Annotated in this window: 15 protein-coding genes; all 15 read right to left on the reverse strand. The window is 58.1% G+C overall.

Features of this window, described 5'->3' with window-relative positions; all coding sequences use genetic code 11:
• Nucleotides 1-34: 34 nt before the first annotated feature.
• Complete coding sequence (gene rnhB, locus D3Z90_RS20880) at nt 35-664, reverse strand: ribonuclease HII (RefSeq protein WP_136477816.1); 630 nt, start codon at nt 662-664, stop codon at nt 35-37.
• On the reverse strand, nt 665-1,792 hold the full coding sequence (gene lpxB, locus D3Z90_RS20885; protein ID WP_136477817.1) for a lipid-A-disaccharide synthase: 1,128 nt from the start codon (nt 1,790-1,792) through the stop codon (nt 665-667).
• Between the two features lie 2 nt (nt 1,793-1,794).
• A complete protein-coding gene (gene lpxA / locus D3Z90_RS20890) occupies nt 1,795-2,571 on the reverse strand; it encodes an acyl-ACP--UDP-N-acetylglucosamine O-acyltransferase (protein ID WP_136477818.1) in 777 nt (258 codons plus the stop codon).
• Nucleotides 2,568-3,008 (reverse strand): 3-hydroxyacyl-ACP dehydratase FabZ, encoded by a 441-nt coding sequence (gene fabZ / locus D3Z90_RS20895; protein WP_010224833.1) that lies wholly within the window; start codon nt 3,006-3,008, stop codon nt 2,568-2,570. Before fabZ ends, lpxA begins: the two co-directional genes overlap by 4 nt.
• Nucleotides 3,009-3,119: 111 nt before the next feature.
• Nucleotides 3,120-4,175 carry a UDP-3-O-(3-hydroxymyristoyl)glucosamine N-acyltransferase gene (lpxD, locus tag D3Z90_RS20900; RefSeq protein ID WP_136479015.1) on the reverse strand — a complete coding sequence of 352 codons (1,056 nt, stop codon included), beginning with the start codon at nt 4,173-4,175 and terminating at the stop codon, nt 3,120-3,122.
• Nucleotides 4,176-4,177: 2 nt separating this feature from the next.
• The gene (locus tag D3Z90_RS20905; RefSeq protein WP_038996736.1) at nt 4,178-4,681 is read right to left on the reverse strand and encodes an OmpH family outer membrane protein; all 504 of its coding nucleotides are present in this window, start codon (nt 4,679-4,681) and stop codon (nt 4,178-4,180) included.
• 44 nt (nt 4,682-4,725) lie between these two features.
• Nucleotides 4,726-7,074, reverse strand: coding sequence for an outer membrane protein assembly factor BamA (gene bamA, locus D3Z90_RS20910; RefSeq protein WP_136477819.1), 2,349 nt, complete (start codon nt 7,072-7,074; stop codon nt 4,726-4,728).
• Nucleotides 7,075-7,148: 74 nt separating this feature from the next.
• A complete protein-coding gene (gene rseP / locus D3Z90_RS20915) occupies nt 7,149-8,501 on the reverse strand; it encodes an RIP metalloprotease RseP (RefSeq protein ID WP_136477820.1) in 1,353 nt (450 codons plus the stop codon).
• 42 nt (nt 8,502-8,543) lie between these two features.
• Nucleotides 8,544-9,734, reverse strand: coding sequence for a 1-deoxy-D-xylulose-5-phosphate reductoisomerase (gene ispC, locus D3Z90_RS20920; RefSeq protein WP_136477821.1), 1,191 nt, complete (start codon nt 9,732-9,734; stop codon nt 8,544-8,546).
• A complete protein-coding gene (locus tag D3Z90_RS20925) occupies nt 9,731-10,546 on the reverse strand; it encodes a phosphatidate cytidylyltransferase (protein ID WP_136477822.1) in 816 nt (271 codons plus the stop codon). The genes ispC and D3Z90_RS20925 overlap by 4 nt, the downstream gene beginning before the upstream one ends.
• Complete coding sequence (gene uppS / locus D3Z90_RS20930; RefSeq protein ID WP_136477823.1) at nt 10,546-11,301, reverse strand: polyprenyl diphosphate synthase; 756 nt, start codon at nt 11,299-11,301, stop codon at nt 10,546-10,548. The genes D3Z90_RS20925 and uppS overlap by 1 nt, the downstream gene beginning before the upstream one ends.
• 18 nt (nt 11,302-11,319) lie before the next feature.
• Complete coding sequence (frr, locus tag D3Z90_RS20935; RefSeq protein ID WP_136477824.1) at nt 11,320-11,877, reverse strand: ribosome recycling factor; 558 nt, start codon at nt 11,875-11,877, stop codon at nt 11,320-11,322.
• Complete coding sequence (pyrH, locus tag D3Z90_RS20940; RefSeq protein WP_016392310.1) at nt 11,874-12,617, reverse strand: UMP kinase; 744 nt, start codon at nt 12,615-12,617, stop codon at nt 11,874-11,876. Before pyrH ends, frr begins: the two co-directional genes overlap by 4 nt.
• Before the next feature lie 181 nt (nt 12,618-12,798).
• Nucleotides 12,799-13,662 carry a translation elongation factor Ts gene (gene tsf, locus D3Z90_RS20945; protein WP_136477825.1) on the reverse strand — a complete coding sequence of 288 codons (864 nt, stop codon included), beginning with the start codon at nt 13,660-13,662 and terminating at the stop codon, nt 12,799-12,801.
• 188 nt (nt 13,663-13,850) lie between these two features.
• The gene (gene rpsB, locus D3Z90_RS20950) at nt 13,851-14,585 is read right to left on the reverse strand and encodes a 30S ribosomal protein S2 (RefSeq protein WP_130263453.1); all 735 of its coding nucleotides are present in this window, start codon (nt 14,583-14,585) and stop codon (nt 13,851-13,853) included.
• Nucleotides 14,586-14,867: the final 282 nt, after the last annotated feature.

A 14,867-nucleotide genomic window follows, 5' to 3' on the forward strand; every position in this document is an offset into this window, starting at 1 on the left:
AGTGAACCAGACTGCTGACATTTACCTCACCCGATCACACCTCTCCAAATCCGCTGGCAAGTGCATCACGCGCTTCGAACGCCGCACGCACCGGGGCAAAGGAGCGCCGATGAATCGGCGTCGGCCCAAGGCGCGCCAGCGCTTCAAGATGCACCGGCGTCGGGTAGCCCTTGTGACCACCGATGCCATAACCTGGATAAATCAGCTCCAAAGCAGCCATTTCCCGGTCACGGGTAACCTTGGCCAGGATCGACGCAGCAGCAATCGCCGGAACCTGGCTATCACCTTTGACCACCGGCGCTGCAGGCACTGACAGCTTGGGACAGCGATTGCCGTCGATCAAGGCCAACTTCGGCGTAACACTCAAGCCTTCGACCGCACGCTGCATAGCCAACATGGTGGCGTGCAGGATGTTCAACTGGTCGATTTCCTCGACTTCAGCACGGGCGATGCAGAAGCTCAGGGCTTTCTCGCAGATTTCATCGAACAGCTTTTCACGACGTGCTTCGGTCAGCTTCTTCGAATCATTCAGGCCGAGAATAGGCCGCTCTGGATCAAGAATTACCGCAGCCGTCACCACCGCGCCACACAGAGGGCCACGGCCGACTTCGTCGACGCCAGCGACCAGGTCTTCGACCAGGTTGAAGTCCAGTCCTATTTGCATCTATCGAGTTTCCAGCAGAGCCAGCACTGCTTCAGCTGCCTGATTGGAGGCATCGCGGCGCAGGGTACGGTGAATCTGGTCAAAACCTTCAGTCTGCTGGGCGCCACCTTCGACCAAGGGCGCCAGCGTCTGGGCCAGGGCTTCCGGAGTAGCGGCTTCTTGTAGCAACTCAGGCACCAGCATGCGCTGGGCTAGCAGGTTGGGCAGCGACACGTAAGGGCTTTTGACCAGTCGTTTGAGAATCCAGTAGGTCAGCGGAGCGAGGCGATATGCGACCACCATCGGCCGCTTGAACAACAATGCTTCCAGGGTTGCTGTGCCGGAGGCGATCAACACCGCATCGCATGCGGCCAGAGCCTGGTGGGACTGACCATCAAGCAGGGTCAGCGGCAAGTCACGGCCTTCAAGCATCTGCTCCAACTGCGCTCGGCGCTCGGCGTTGGCACACGGCGAAACGAAGCGCACGCCCGGCACACGCTCACGCAAGCGCTCGGCGGCTTCCAGGAACAGGGCACCGAGGCGTCCCACTTCACCACCACGGCTTCCCGGCATGAGGGCGACCAGCGGCCCTTCGCCAAGCCCCAGCTGTTCACGAGCAGCATGCCGATCAGCTTCCAACGGGATGCTGTCAGCCAACGGATGACCGACAAAACGCACCGGCACGCCCTTCTCTTCGTAGAACTTCGCCTCGAAGGGGAACAACGTCAGCATCAGATCGCAGCCTTCACGAATCTTCAGCACACGCTTCTGACGCCAAGCCCAGACCGAAGGGCTGACATAATGCACAGTCTTGATCCCGGCCTTACGCAGGTTCATTTCGATGTTGAGGGTGAAATCTGGCGCGTCGATACCGATGAACACGTCTGGGCGTTCCTCGATCAGCGTCTGGATCAAAACCTTGCGTCGCTTGAGCAGCTCACGCAGGCGACCCAGCACCTCGACCAGGCCCATGACGGCCAAGCGCTCCATGGGGAAGTACGACACCAGCCCTTCGGCCTGCATCAGCGGTCCGCCGACACCAATGAAACGTACCTGAGGATGGCGGGACTTGAGCGCGCGCATCAAACCAGCGCCAAGAATATCGCCGCTGGCCTCGCCGGCCACCAGCGCAACACATAACTCGGCCATGATCAGCGCGTGATGCCGCGGGTAGAGTTCTGGATCGACTTGAGAAAAACGTCGACTTCAGGGAACTGAGATGCAGGCTCGGCCAGCTCGGTAATCGCTTGCTCGACCGTCAGTCCCTGACGATAGACAACTTTGTAGGCACGGCGCAGGGCATGAATGGCTTCTTCAGTGAATCCACGACGGCGCATACCCTCGAAATTCATGCTGCGTGCTTCGGCCGGGTTGCCGAATACGGTGACATAAGCCGGTACATCCTTGCCGATGGCGGTGCCCATACCGGAAAAGCTGTGAGCGCCGATATGGCAAAACTGATGCACCAGGGTAAACCCGGAAAGAATCGCCCAGTCATCGACATGAACATGCCCGGCCAACGCCGTATTGTTGACCAGGATGCAGTGATTGCCGATGACGCTGTCATGGCCGATATGAGCGTAGGCCATGATCAGATTGTGATCACCCAAGGTGGTTTCCGAACGATCCTGCACGGTTCCACGATGGATGGTCACGCCTTCACGAATGACATTATGATCACCGATTACCAGGCGTGTAGCTTCACCCTTGTACTTGAGATCGGGAGTGTCTTCGCCTACCGATGAGAACTGGTAGATGCGGTTGTGCCGACCAATGCGCGTGGGCCCCTTGAGGATTACATGCGGACCGATGACGGTCCCCTCCCCGATCTCTACACCAGCACCGACGATAGACCAAGGGCCAACCTCGACGCCATCGGCGATCTTCGCCGAAGGATCGATGATTGCCCGAGGGTCAATCAAACTCATAGCTTGCGTTCCGCACAGATGATCTCGGCCGAGCACACAGGCTTGCCGTCGACCGACGCCTGGCATTCAAACTTCCAGATCTGACGTTTGCAGCTGATGAACTTGGCTTCCAGGATCAACTGATCGCCCGGCAGTACTGGTTGACGGAACCGCAGCTTGTCGGAACCGACGAAATAGTACAGCGTACCGTCCGCAGGCTTAACATCCAGCATCTTGAAGCCGAGGATACCAGCTGCCTGGGCCATCGCTTCGATGATCAGCACGCCCGGCATGATCGGGTGCGCCGGAAAGTGACCATTGAAGAAAGGTTCGTTGATGCTGACATTCTTGTAGGCACGAATGCGCTGAGCCTCTACGTCCAGTTCCACTACCCGGTCCACCAGCAGGAACGGGTAACGGTGAGGCAAATATTCGCGAATCTCGTTGATGTCCATCATTTCGGGGGGAAGCCTGTAGTAAAGATAGGGAGCGCCTGCTTTTGCCAGGTGCTCCTTTTGCAAAATCAAAGAGTCAGCCTGCGGCTATTCACTCTCGATCAGGAAATGGTATCAGCCTTCTGATGAAGGCTGGCTGCCCGAGGTCACGACCTCGACACGCTTTTCCAACTGTTGAAGACGTTTCGCCATTTCGTCGAGCTGGCGAATACGTGCGGCGCTCTTGCGCCATTCGCCCAGCGGCTGCATCGCCGTACCAGAAGAATAGGCCCCAGGCTCGGTGATAGAGCGTGTGACCATGGTCATGCCGGATACGAAAACACCGTCGCAGACATCAATATGTCCCACCATGCCGACGCCGCCGGCGATAGTGCAGTGCTTGCCAATCTTGGTGCTACCGGAAATGCCGACGCAAGCCGCCATCGCCGTGTGATCACCGATCTGTACGTTATGGGCGATCTGGATCTGGTTGTCGAGCTTAACCCCGTTTCCGATGCGGGTATCCGCCAGCGCGCCACGGTCGACCGCGGTGTTCACACCGATCTCGACATCATCGCCAATACTGACGCCACCGATCTGAGCGATCTTCTGCCAGACACCTTTCTCGTTGGCAAAGCCGAAGCCTTCGCCACCGATAACCGCTCCCGACTGAATCACAACCCGCTTACCGATGCGTACGTCGTGATACAGGGTCACTCGCGGGGCCAGCCAGCCCCCTTCGCCGATCACGCACCGCGCACCGATGAAGCAATGGGCACCGACCGTCACACCCGGACCGATTTGCGCGCCACTTTCGATCACCGCACAAGCACCAATACTTGCACTGGCATCGACCTGCGCATCGTCGGCAACCACGGCGCTGGGATGAATTCCCGCTACAGCCTTGGGCTTTGGATCGAACAGGTGGGATATGCGCGCGTAAGCGAGGTACGGATCTGGAACAATGAGCGCGCTACCGGCAAAACCCTCGGCATCGGCTGCCTTGAGCAGAATCGCCGCCGCCTTGCTGTCTGCGAGGTACTTGCGGTACTGCGGGTTGGCAAGAAAGCTCAACTGTCCCGGCCCGGCTTCCTGAAGCGTCGCCAGGCCAGTGATTTCCAGCTCCTCGGGACCACTGCAAGTGGCACCGAGGAACTCGGCCAACTGACCGAGTTTCATGGTCACAGTCATGTTCAACGGGACTGATTCATGCGCTCGATGACTTGGCGAGTGATGTCGTACTGAGGTTTGACATCAATCACCGCGCCACGCTCGAGCACCAGGTCGAATCCGCCCTTCTTGATCACTTCTTCAACAGCGCCATCGAGTTTTGGCTTCAGTTGCTTGAGCATTTCACGGTCGGCAACAGCCTTGGACTCGTTCAGCTCCTTGGACTGGAACTGGAAGTCACGGGCCTTTTGCTTGTACTCAAGCTCCAGACGCTCGCGTTCTGGTTGAGCCATCTTGTCGCCACCGGCACGGATACGGTCGGCGATGCCCTTGGCGCTGCTTTCCAGGTTTTTAAGTTTGGTCAGCTGCGGGCCGAATTTCTTCTCGGCATCGACAGCGTATTTCTTCGCCGCGTCCGATTCCAGCAATGCCATTTGATAGTTCAGGACAGCAACCTTCATTTCGGCGAAAGCCGGGGTTGCGATCAGGGTCGCAGCCAGTACTGCCAGTTGGGTCAACTTACGCACGATGCACTCCTACAGAATCCGATGTCGTTAGCAAGGGGCAGACCTTAGAAGGTCTGGCCCAGAGAGAATTGGAACACCTGGGTATCGGCTTCGTCCGGCTTCTTGACCGGCATTGCCAGGCTGAAGCTCAACGGACCGAGCGCGGTAATCCAGGTGACGCCCAGGCCGACGGAGCTGGCCAGACCCGACAGGCCGACCTTCTCACAATCAGGCTTGGAGCCGCAGTTGGTATCGAACACGTTACCCACATCCCAGAATACCGAGGTGCGCAGCGAGCGTTGGTCCTTGACGAACGGCAGCGGGAACAGCAGTTCTACACCACCCTGTACGAGAACGTTACCACCGAACGGCAGTGGATCCTGATCCGGGTCGGCAATGGTGCCCGGGTTGTGACCGTCACTTGGGGTACTGCGTGGACCCAGGCTGCTGTCCTTGAAGCCACGTACCGAGTTGAAACCACCGGCATAGTAGTTCTCGTAGAACGGCAGGCCCGAAGTGCCACCGAAACCATCACCATAGCCCAACTCGGTGTGCAGGCGCAGGGTGTAGTCGTTGGTGATTGGCTTGAACAGTTGGCCACGGTAGTCGAGCTTGAAGAACGACAGGTCGCTGCCTGGGGTGGTCGCCTCGAGCACCAGGCTCTGAGAATGGCCACGGGTCGCCAGCACACCTTTGTTCAGGGTCGACTCGGACCAGCCGGCGGACGCCTTGAAGTTCAGGTACTTGTCACCTTCTTCGTTAACGAAGTCGAAGATCTCGTCGACGGTGTACTTACCGGTCTTGATCTCGTCCTGCTGTACGGTCAGGCCGAAGGTCAGACGCGAAGTTTCGCTGATTGGGTAGCCGACGCTTACGCCCGCACCCAGGCTGTCGACCGCATAGCTGGCAACGTCTACGTCAAGGTCGTCGTAGTCAGTGGTGCGATAGAAGGCGTTGTAACCCAGGCTGACGCCATCGGCAGTCCAGTAGGGGTCCACGAAGCCGAAGTTGTAGCGGCTCTGGTATTCACTGCGGGTCAGGCCGAGGGAAACCTTGTTACCGGTACCCAGGAAGTTGCTCTGGCTGATGGAACCACCGAGGATCAGACCGGCGCTTTGGGCGAAACCGACACTGGCGGTGATCGAACCGGAAGCTTGTTCTTCAACGCTGTAGTTGACGTCGATCTGGTCGTCGGTACCTGGAACTGCCGGGGTCTCGACGTTGGCTTCCTTGAAGAAGCCCAGACGCTCCAGACGAGTCTTGGATTGGTCGATCAGGTAGGTCGACGCCCAGCCGCCTTCCATCTGGCGCATTTCGCGACGCAGCACTTCGTCTTCAGACTTGGTGTTGCCGCGGAAGTTGATACGGTTGACGTAAGCACGCTTACCCGGATCGACAACGAAAGTGATGTCGACGGTATGGTCCTGGTCGTTTGGCTGCGGTACGCCGTTGACGTTGGCGAAGGTATAGCCTTCGTTACCCAGACGACGGGTGATCAGTTCGGAAGTGGTGGTCATCACCTTACGCGAGAACACCTGGCCTGGCTGCACCAGCATCAACGACTTGACCTGGTCTTCCGGCACTTTGAGATCACCGGACAGTTTCACGTCACGAACGGTGTACTTCTCGCCTTCGTTGACGTTGACAGTGATGTAGACGTGCTTTTTGTCCGGGGTGATCGACACCTGGGTAGAAGCGATGTCCATGTTGATGTAGCCGCGGTCCAGGTAGTAGGAGCGCAGACGTTCCAGGTCACCGGAGAGTTTTTCGCGGGCGTACTTGTCATCGTTTTTGAAGAACGACAGCCAGTTGGTGGTCTTGAGCTCGAACAGTCCGACAAGGTCTTCTTCTGGGAAGACAGTGTTACCAACCACGTTGATGTGCTGGATGGCAGCAACGGTACCTTCGTTGATCTTGATCTTAAGGCCAACACGGTTGCGCGGCTGTGGCACGACTTCGGTCTCTACCTCAGCCGAGTAACGACCTTGGGCAACGTATTGACGTTGCAGCTCGTTACGTACGCCCTCAAGGGTAGCGCGCTGGAAGATCTCGCCTTCGGCCAGGCCAGACTGCTTCAGACCTTTCATCAGGTCTTCAGTGCTGATTGCCTTGTTACCTTCAATTTCGATACTAGAGACCGAAGGACGCTCGACCACGGTGATGATCAGGACGTTGCCGTCACGACCCAGTTGGATGTCCTGAAAGAAGCCGGTCTTGAACAGCGCGCGGGTGGAATCCACCAGGCGACGGTCGTCAGCTTCATCTCCGACGTTCAATGGCAGAGCACCGAAAACGCTGCCCGCGGATACCCGCTGCAGACCGTTTACACGAATATCGGAGATGGTGAAGGACTCGGCGTGAACTTCAGCGATCATCAGTACGGCGAGAACCGCAGTTAGCAACAGACGTTTCATGAAGTCCTTTCTTATTCCAACTGGCAATAAACGACCCGTCGCGGGACGCGACAGGTTCGCAATTGAGCGAAGCTTTACAGTCGACCCAAATCGTTGATCAGGGCAAGCAACATCACCCCGACTACCAAACTGATACCGATTTGAATCCCCCAACCCTGCACCCGATCCGAAAGCGGACGACCACGCGCCCATTCGATCAGGTAAAACAGCAAATGCCCCCCATCCAGTACGGGAATGGGCAGCAAATTAAGAACCCCCAGGCTAATGCTCAGGTAGGCGAGGAAATTCAGGAAATCCCCAACGCCTGACTGGGCTGAAGCGCCCGCCACTTTAGCAATGGTTATCGGTCCGCTCAAGTTTTTTACCGAGAGCTCGCCGAACAGCATTTTCTTCAGCGATTCCAAGGTAAGGATGCTCATGTTCCAGGTCCGTGAAAGCCCCTCTCCCACGGCCTCCAGTGGCCCATAACTGACCTCGCGAAGCATGGCATCAGGCCACTTCACTGGCTTTACGCCAGCCCCAAGGTAACCACTCGCCGACTTGCCCTCGCCACGACTGGCCAGCGTAACCGGAACATCCAGCGTCGCGCCGTTGCGCTCGATTTGTAGCAGGACCTTGCTGCCTGCTCGTCCGCGCACGGTATCGACAACCTGCTGCCAGTCATTGAGTGCAGTGCCGTCAAGCGTCAACAAGCGATCACCGGGTTGCAGGCCCGCAGCCTTGGCCGGCCCTTTAGGGTCCAACTCGGCCAGAACCGGTGGCAACGCCGGCCGCCACAGACGCAGGCCCAACGAACGAATTGGATCGGGTTCGTCAGCCCCCTTGAGCCAGTTGTCGAGGGTCAATACATGAGCGCTATCTACCGTAGCGCCCTCTTCCCGTACATTGATGTGCAATTGACCGCTCTCGCCCAAACGGCGAATCAACTGCAAATTGACAGCAGACCAGCCATTGGTCGCCTTGCCATCAATGGAAACAATTTCCTGGCCAGCCTTCAGGCCAGCGGTCTCAGCAATGCTACCCGCCTCAACGCCACCAATGACCGGTCGCTCCTGCTGAGTGCCGAGCATCGCCAACACCCAGAAAAACAAAATGGCCAAGAGGAAGTTGGCGATAGGTCCGGCTGCCACGATAGCAATGCGCTGGCGTACTGACTTGCGATTGAAAGACTGCTCGATCTGATCATGCGGAACTTCGCCCTCACGCTCGTCGAGCATCTTTACGTAGCCACCCAGCGGAATCGCCGCGACCACGAACTCGGTGCCGTGGCGGTCATGCCAGCGCAACAGGGGCATACCGAAACCTACGGAAAAACGCAAAACCTTGACGCCACAACGCCTGGCCACCCAGAAGTGACCGAATTCGTGAAAGGTGACCAGCACACCCAATGCCACCAGGGTGCCGATAATCATGTAGAGCGCACTCATATCTTTCTCCGAATGACGTTCAGCCCAACCAGACGCCCTGCATCAGCACCCGTGCTGGTTCAACCACTGCCCAGCCAACTGCCGGGCCCGCTGATCAGCGGCAAATACCGCGTCGAGCGTCTGCACCGCTACGACCGGTTCCTGGTCGAGCACTTGTTCGATCATACTCGCGATCTGCGGGAAGCGAATGCGCCGCTGCAGAAATGCCTCCACTGCCACTTCATTGGCAGCGTTGAGCATCGCCGGTGCACTGTTACCCGCCTCGGCTGCCTGACGCGCCAGGCGCAAGCATGGAAAACGTTGTTCATCGGGCGCCTGGAAGTCCAGGCGGGCAATGGCGAACAAATCAAGCGGGGCCACTCCGGAGTCGATCCGCTTCGGCCAGGCCAGGGCGTTGGCAATCGGCGTGCGCATATCCGGATTGCCCAGCTGGGCCAACACCGAACCATCGACATAGTCGACCAGCGAGTGAATCACACTCTGCGGATGCACGACCACCTCGACCTGACTCGGGCGCGCATCGAATAACCAGCACGCCTCAATCAGTTCAAGCCCTTTGTTCATCATGCTCGCCGAATCGACCGAGATTTTGCGACCCATCGACCAATTCGGGTGAGCGCACGCCTGCTCGGGGCTGACTTGCGCCAGTTCAGCTGCTGGCGTTTCGCGAAACGGCCCACCGGATGCAGTGAGCAGAATGCGCCGTACGCCTACCTGCGACAGGCCGCGAGCATAATCGCCCGGCAGGCACTGAAAAATTGCATTGTGCTCGCTGTCGATTGGCAGCAATACCGCGCCACTGCGCTGCACCGCCTGCATAAACAGGGCGCCGGACATAACCAGCGCCTCTTTGTTGGCCAGCAGGACCTTCTTGCCGGCTTCGACAGCGGCCAGGGTAGGACGCAAGCCTGCCGCGCCGACAATCGCTGCCATCACCGCGTCGACTTCGGAGGCGGCTGCGACCTGACACAAACCAGCCTCGCCTTCCAGCACCTCGGTTGCCGAGCCGGCTGCCGCCAGGCCTGCACGCAACTGTTCGGCCGCCTGTGCCGACGGCACCACGGCGAACTTTGGCGCATGACGCAGGCACAGTGCCAGCAACTCATCCAGACGGGAATAGCCGCTCAGGGCAAACACTCGATAATGCTCGGGGTGGCGAGCAATGACATCCAGGGTACTCAGCCCAATGGAGCCGGTCGCACCGAGAACGGTAATACGCTGCACACTGCTCACATCACGCCCCAGTTGGCTGCCCAAAGCAGCACAGCAAACAGCGGAATGGCGGCGGTCAGGCTGTCGATACGGTCAAGCACGCCACCATGCCCTGGCAGCAGGTTGCTGCTGTCCTTGATCCCGGAACGACGCTTGAACATACTCTCGGTCAGATCACCCACCACCGAAACCAATACCACAACTGCGGCACCCAGCAGGCCCAGTAGCAACTGCGCGACACTCCAGTCACGATTCAGGCCGACCACCAGGGTAATGACCAGACTAAGCGCAAGGCCACCGTACACGCCCTCCCAGCTCTTGCCCGGGCTCACCTGTGGGGCCAACTTGCGCTTACCGAAAGCACGGCCAGAGAAGTAGGCTCCAATGTCCGCCCCCCAAACCAGGACCATGACGGCCATGATCAACCAATTGCCCAATGGCCAATGCTTGAGCAGCACCAGGCCTTGCCAGGCAGGCAGCAGGATCAGCAGACCGATGAGCAAACGGCAGGCGACGCTGGACCACAACTCGCTGGTCCGTGGGTAGGTCAGTACCAGCCAGGTCGCCACACCCCACCACAAAACTGCAGCGCCCAACACCCAGGGTGCCAGGTCCGGCATCAGGTAGAGCAGCATCAGCAGCCCGGCTACCACGGCGGCGTAGGCCACACGCACGGTTTGTGCCACCAGCCCTGCCAGGCGTGCCCACTCCCAGGCACCCAGGGTAACGACCAGGCCAATGAACAGGGCAAAGTCCCCACCATCGAGCAGGAAGAAGCCCCCGAGGGCGATTGGCAGCAGGATCAGCGCAGTGATGATGCGTTGTTTAAGCATTAAGCACGGGCTCCAGCTTCGACCTGCTCGCTGGTTTTCCCGAAGCGGCGCTGGCGCGAAGCGTAATCGGCCAGCGCAGTGCGCATGGCCTCGTGTTTGAAGTCCGGCCAGAACAGGTCGGAGAAGTACAGCTCGGCATAGGCCAGCTGCCACAACAGGAAATTGCTGATGCGGTGCTCGCCACCGGTGCGGATGCACAGATCGGGCAATGGCAGATCGCCTGTAGCCAGGCAGGTCTGAAGCAGCTCAGGGGTGATGTCATCGGCACGCAAATGACCGGCCTGAACCTCACGCGCCAGGCGCTGGGCGGCCTGGGCGATATCCCACTGGCCACCATAGTTGGCGGCGATCTGCAAAATGAAGCGGTTGCTACCAGCGGTCAGCGCTTCGGCCTCACGCATGGCAGCCTGCAGCTCAGGGTGAAAGCGCGAGCGATCACCGATGATGCGCAAACTGATGTTGTTGTCGTTGAGGCGCTTGGCTTCTCGGCGCAAGGCCGAGAAGAACAGCTCCATCAACGCACCGACCTCTTCGGCCGGTCGTTGCCAGTTTTCGCTGGAGAAGGCGAACAGGGTCAAGACCTCGACCTTGGCCTCGGCGCACACTTCAATGACCGCGCGCACTGCGTCGACGCCTGCCTTGTGCCCGGCAACACCAGGCAACAGGCGCTTCTTCGCCCAGCGATTATTCCCATCCATGATGATCGCGACATGGCGCGGCACCGATGGGGACACACCCTGTTTGGTCTTTTCCATTAAAAAAAGTCCCGACCCTTAAACGGCCATCAGGTCCTTTTCTTTGGCTTTCACAGCGACTTCGATTTCGGCTACGAACTTGTCAGTCAGCTTCTGCACGTCATCAGCTGCACGACGCTCTTCGTCTTCGCTGATCTCTTTCTCTTTAACCAGGTCTTTCAGTTGGCTCAACGCGTCGCGACGGATGTTGCGCACCGCAACACGGGCGTCTTCGGCAGCGTCACGCGCTTGCTTGGTGAAGCCCTTGCGGGTTTCTTCAGTCAGCGCTGGCATCGAGATAAGCAGCAGCTCACCCAGGTTGGTCGGGTTGAAACCCAGGCCAGAGTTGAGAATCGCTTTCTCGACGGCTGCCAGCATGTTGCGCTCAAAGGCTACAACCTGAAGGGTGCGGGCATCTTTGACGGTAACGTTGGCAACCTGGTTGATCGGGGTATCAGCGCCATAGTAAGGCACCATGACACCAGCCAGGATCTGCGGGTTGGCTGCACCGGTACGAATCCGGCTGAAAGCGTGCGCTAGCGATTCCAGGGTCTTGCCCATGCGTTCCTGAGCGTCTTTCTTGATTTCGTTGATCATTTTTGAACTTCCTCGATCAGAGTACCTTCCGCGCCACCATGCACGATGTTCAGCAGGGCGCCGGGCTTGTTCATGTTGAAGACGCGCAACGGCATCTTGTGGTCTCGGCACAGGCAGATTGCAGTGAGATCCATCACGCCCAGCTTGCGATCCAGCACTTCATCGTAGGTCAGATGATCGAACTTCTCGGCATGCGGGTCTTTGAATGGGTCTGCAGTGTATACACCATCGACCTTGGTTGCCTTCAATACCACGTCGGCATCGATTTCGATGGCGCGCAGGCAAGCGGCAGAGTCAGTGGTGAAGAACGGGTTACCGGTACCGGCAGCGAAGATTACAACTTCTTTGGCGTTGAGGTGACGCATGGCTTTGCGGCGATCGTAGTGATCGGTCACGCCAACCATGGAAATGGCGGACATGACGATAGCGGTGATGTTCGCACGCTCCAGCGCATCACGCATGGCCAGGGCGTTCATTACGGTGGCCAGCATGCCCATGTGGTCGCCAGTAACGCGATCCATGCCGGCTGCACTGAGCGCCGCTCCACGGAACAGGTTACCACCACCGATTACCAAGCCTACCTGGACACCGATTCCGACCAGCTGGCCAACTTCCAGTGCCATGCGATCCAGGACCTTGGGGTCGATCCCGAACTCTTCCGAGCCCATCAGGGCCTCGCCGCTAAGCTTGAGTAGAATGCGTTTATAGCGAGCCTGATAACCACTGCCCTGCTGAGCCATTGCGAATCTCTCCTGCGGCGTTTGAAAAAAATCTTGCGGGCTGCTTTCAGCCTGCGCGTAACTCTAGCGTGGCGCAGCTACTGCGCCAGCGGACAACGGCTTTGTAAACCGCTACCGCTTTGACAAAGAGGCTGCGCGCGTAAGCGGGCAGCCTCTTTGGGGCGACAGATGTGAGTCTGTCTTACTGCTTGGCAGCAGCCAGCTGAGCGGCAACTTCTTCTGCGAAGTTGTCGACTGGCTTCTCGATGCCCTCGCCTACTTTGAAGTAGGTGAAGGAAACGATTTCAGCGCCAGCTTTCTTGGCCAGATCACCGACCTTGATTTCTGGGTTCATGACGAACGCTTGCTCGACCAGGCTAGCTTCGGCCAGGAACTTCGAGATACGGCCTTTGACCATGTTCTCAACGATGTTCTCAGGCTTGCCCTTGATCTTCTCTTCGTTCAGCGTCAGGAAGACATTCTTCTCGCGCTCGATCGCTTCAGCCGAAACTTCCGACGGCAGCAGGAACTCAGGGTTGCTGGCAGCAACGTGCATGGCGATTTCTTTGGCCAGCTGGACGTCGCCGCCCTTCAGGACAACTGCAACACCAATCTTGTTGCCGTGCAGGTAAGTACCGACGACGTCACCTTCAACGCGCACCAGGCGGCGAATGTTGACGTTTTCGCCAACCTTGGCAACCAGGGCTTCACGAGCAGCTTCACGCGATGCGATCAGCGGAGCAGCGTCGCTCAATTTTTCGGCGAAAGCTTGTTCAACACTTTCAGCAACGAAGTTTTTGAAGTCATCTTGCAGGGCCAGGAAGTCGGTCTGCGAGTTAACTTCCAGCAGAACGGCAGACTTGTCGTCAGCCTTGATGGCGATTGCGCCTTCAGCGGCAACGTTACCAGCCTTTTTAGCCGCCTTGATGGCGCCCGAAGCGCGCATGTCATCAATGGCTTTTTCGATGTCGCCGTCAGCCTTTTCAAGGGCTTTCTTGCAATCCATCATGCCTTCGCCGGTACGCTCACGCAGTTCTTTAACCAGCGCTGCAGTAATTGCTGCCATTTCAAATTCCTCTTGGATAGGTTTTCAACCATTCCACCCGATACTTGACGGGCGTTCAATTCTGTAAATCCACTCACCAGCACTCATGCCCAACAAGATTGCAACGGCGATGCTGACAAGAGGATTTCAAGGTGGCAAAAAGGGGGCCTAGCCCCCTTTTTGCGTGCCGAGTAGACGCCAGGCGTCAATTACTCAGCAGCTGGTGCTGCTTCTTCAGCGTAAACTTCGGTGCCGCCAGCAACGTTGTTGCGACCACGAATTACTGCGTCAGCCATCGAACCCATGTACAGCTGGATAGCGCGGATGGCGTCATCGTTACCTGGGATGATGTAGTCAACGCCTTCTGGGCTGCTGTTGGTATCGACAACGCCGATTACCGGGATGCCCAGCTTGTTGGCTTCGGTGATAGCAATGCGCTCGTGGTCAACGTCGATCACGAACAGGGCATCAGGCAGGCCGCCCATGTCCTTGATACCGCCCAGGCTGCGATCCAGTTTTTCCAGATCACGGGAGCGCATCAGCGCTTCTTTCTTGGTCAGCTTGGTGAAAGTGCCGTCTTCGGCCTGGGTTTCCAGGTCGCGCAGGCGCTTGATCGAAGCACGAATGGTTTTGTAGTTGGTCAGCATGCCGCCCAACCAGCGGTGATCGACGTACGGCGAACCGCAACGTGCTGCTTCTTCAGCAACGATCTTGCCAGCGGAACGCTTGGTGCCGACGAACAGAATCTTGTTTTTGCCCTGGGCCAGACGCTCGACGAAAGTCAGTGCGTCGTTGAACATTGGCAGGGTTTTTTCAAGGTTGATGATGTGAATCTTGTTGCGCGCGCCGAAAATGTACTTGCCCATTTTCGGGTTCCAGTAACGGGTTTGGTGACCGAAGTGCACACCGGCCTTCAGCATATCGCGCATGTTGACTTGGGACATGATAGTTCCTTGATAAGTCGGGTTGGGCCTCCACGTATCCCAATGACCAACCCAGGATCCGTAGATCGAAGGCACCCAGGTCATCGTGTCGACACGTGTGTGGGTTTAAGCTCACGAGGCTATCCCCGTAAAGCGGCGCATTTTATATCACAGAAGCGCAGCGAACGGAACCCGAATTAGCATCAGTGCGCGCCCCTGCCTCGCGGGACTGTAATCCGGGCCTCACGTAGCGGGCCCGATCACGGGGCAAGGCCCGGGCCCAGCGGCTCAACGCTTGCGCTG

It is taken from the genome of Pseudomonas sp. DG56-2 (assembly GCF_004803755.1).
Taxonomy (GTDB): domain Bacteria; phylum Pseudomonadota; class Gammaproteobacteria; order Pseudomonadales; family Pseudomonadaceae; genus Aquipseudomonas; species Aquipseudomonas auratipiscis.

Excerpts from the sequence above, each read along its gene's own strand:
- tsf (WP_136477825.1), bottom strand. The coding sequence starts at position 13,662 with ATGGCAGCAATTACTGCAGCGCTGGTTAAAGAACTGCGTGAGCGTACC.
- D3Z90_RS20925 (WP_136477822.1), bottom strand. The coding sequence starts at position 10,546 with ATGCTTAAACAACGCATCATCACTGCGCTGATCCTGCTGCCAATCGCC.
- pyrH (WP_016392310.1), bottom strand. The coding sequence starts at position 12,617 with ATGGCTCAGCAGGGCAGTGGTTATCAGGCTCGCTATAAACGCATTCTA.
- lpxD (WP_136479015.1), bottom strand. The coding sequence starts at position 4,175 with ATGACTGTGACCATGAAACTCGGTCAGTTGGCCGAGTTCCTCGGTGCC.
- rnhB (WP_136477816.1), bottom strand. The coding sequence starts at position 664 with ATGCAAATAGGACTGGACTTCAACCTGGTCGAAGACCTGGTCGCTGGC.
- fabZ (WP_010224833.1), bottom strand. The coding sequence starts at position 3,008 with ATGATGGACATCAACGAGATTCGCGAATATTTGCCTCACCGTTACCCG.
- bamA (WP_136477819.1), bottom strand. The coding sequence starts at position 7,074 with ATGAAACGTCTGTTGCTAACTGCGGTTCTCGCCGTACTGATGATCGCT.
- lpxB (WP_136477817.1), bottom strand. The coding sequence starts at position 1,792 with ATGGCCGAGTTATGTGTTGCGCTGGTGGCCGGCGAGGCCAGCGGCGAT.
- lpxA (WP_136477818.1), bottom strand. The coding sequence starts at position 2,571 with ATGAGTTTGATTGACCCTCGGGCAATCATCGATCCTTCGGCGAAGATC.
- rpsB (WP_130263453.1), bottom strand. The coding sequence starts at position 14,585 with ATGTCCCAAGTCAACATGCGCGATATGCTGAAGGCCGGTGTGCACTTC.
- rseP (WP_136477820.1), bottom strand. The coding sequence starts at position 8,501 with ATGAGTGCGCTCTACATGATTATCGGCACCCTGGTGGCATTGGGTGTG.
- frr (WP_136477824.1), bottom strand. The coding sequence starts at position 11,877 with ATGATCAACGAAATCAAGAAAGACGCTCAGGAACGCATGGGCAAGACC.
- uppS (WP_136477823.1), bottom strand. The coding sequence starts at position 11,301 with ATGGAAAAGACCAAACAGGGTGTGTCCCCATCGGTGCCGCGCCATGTC.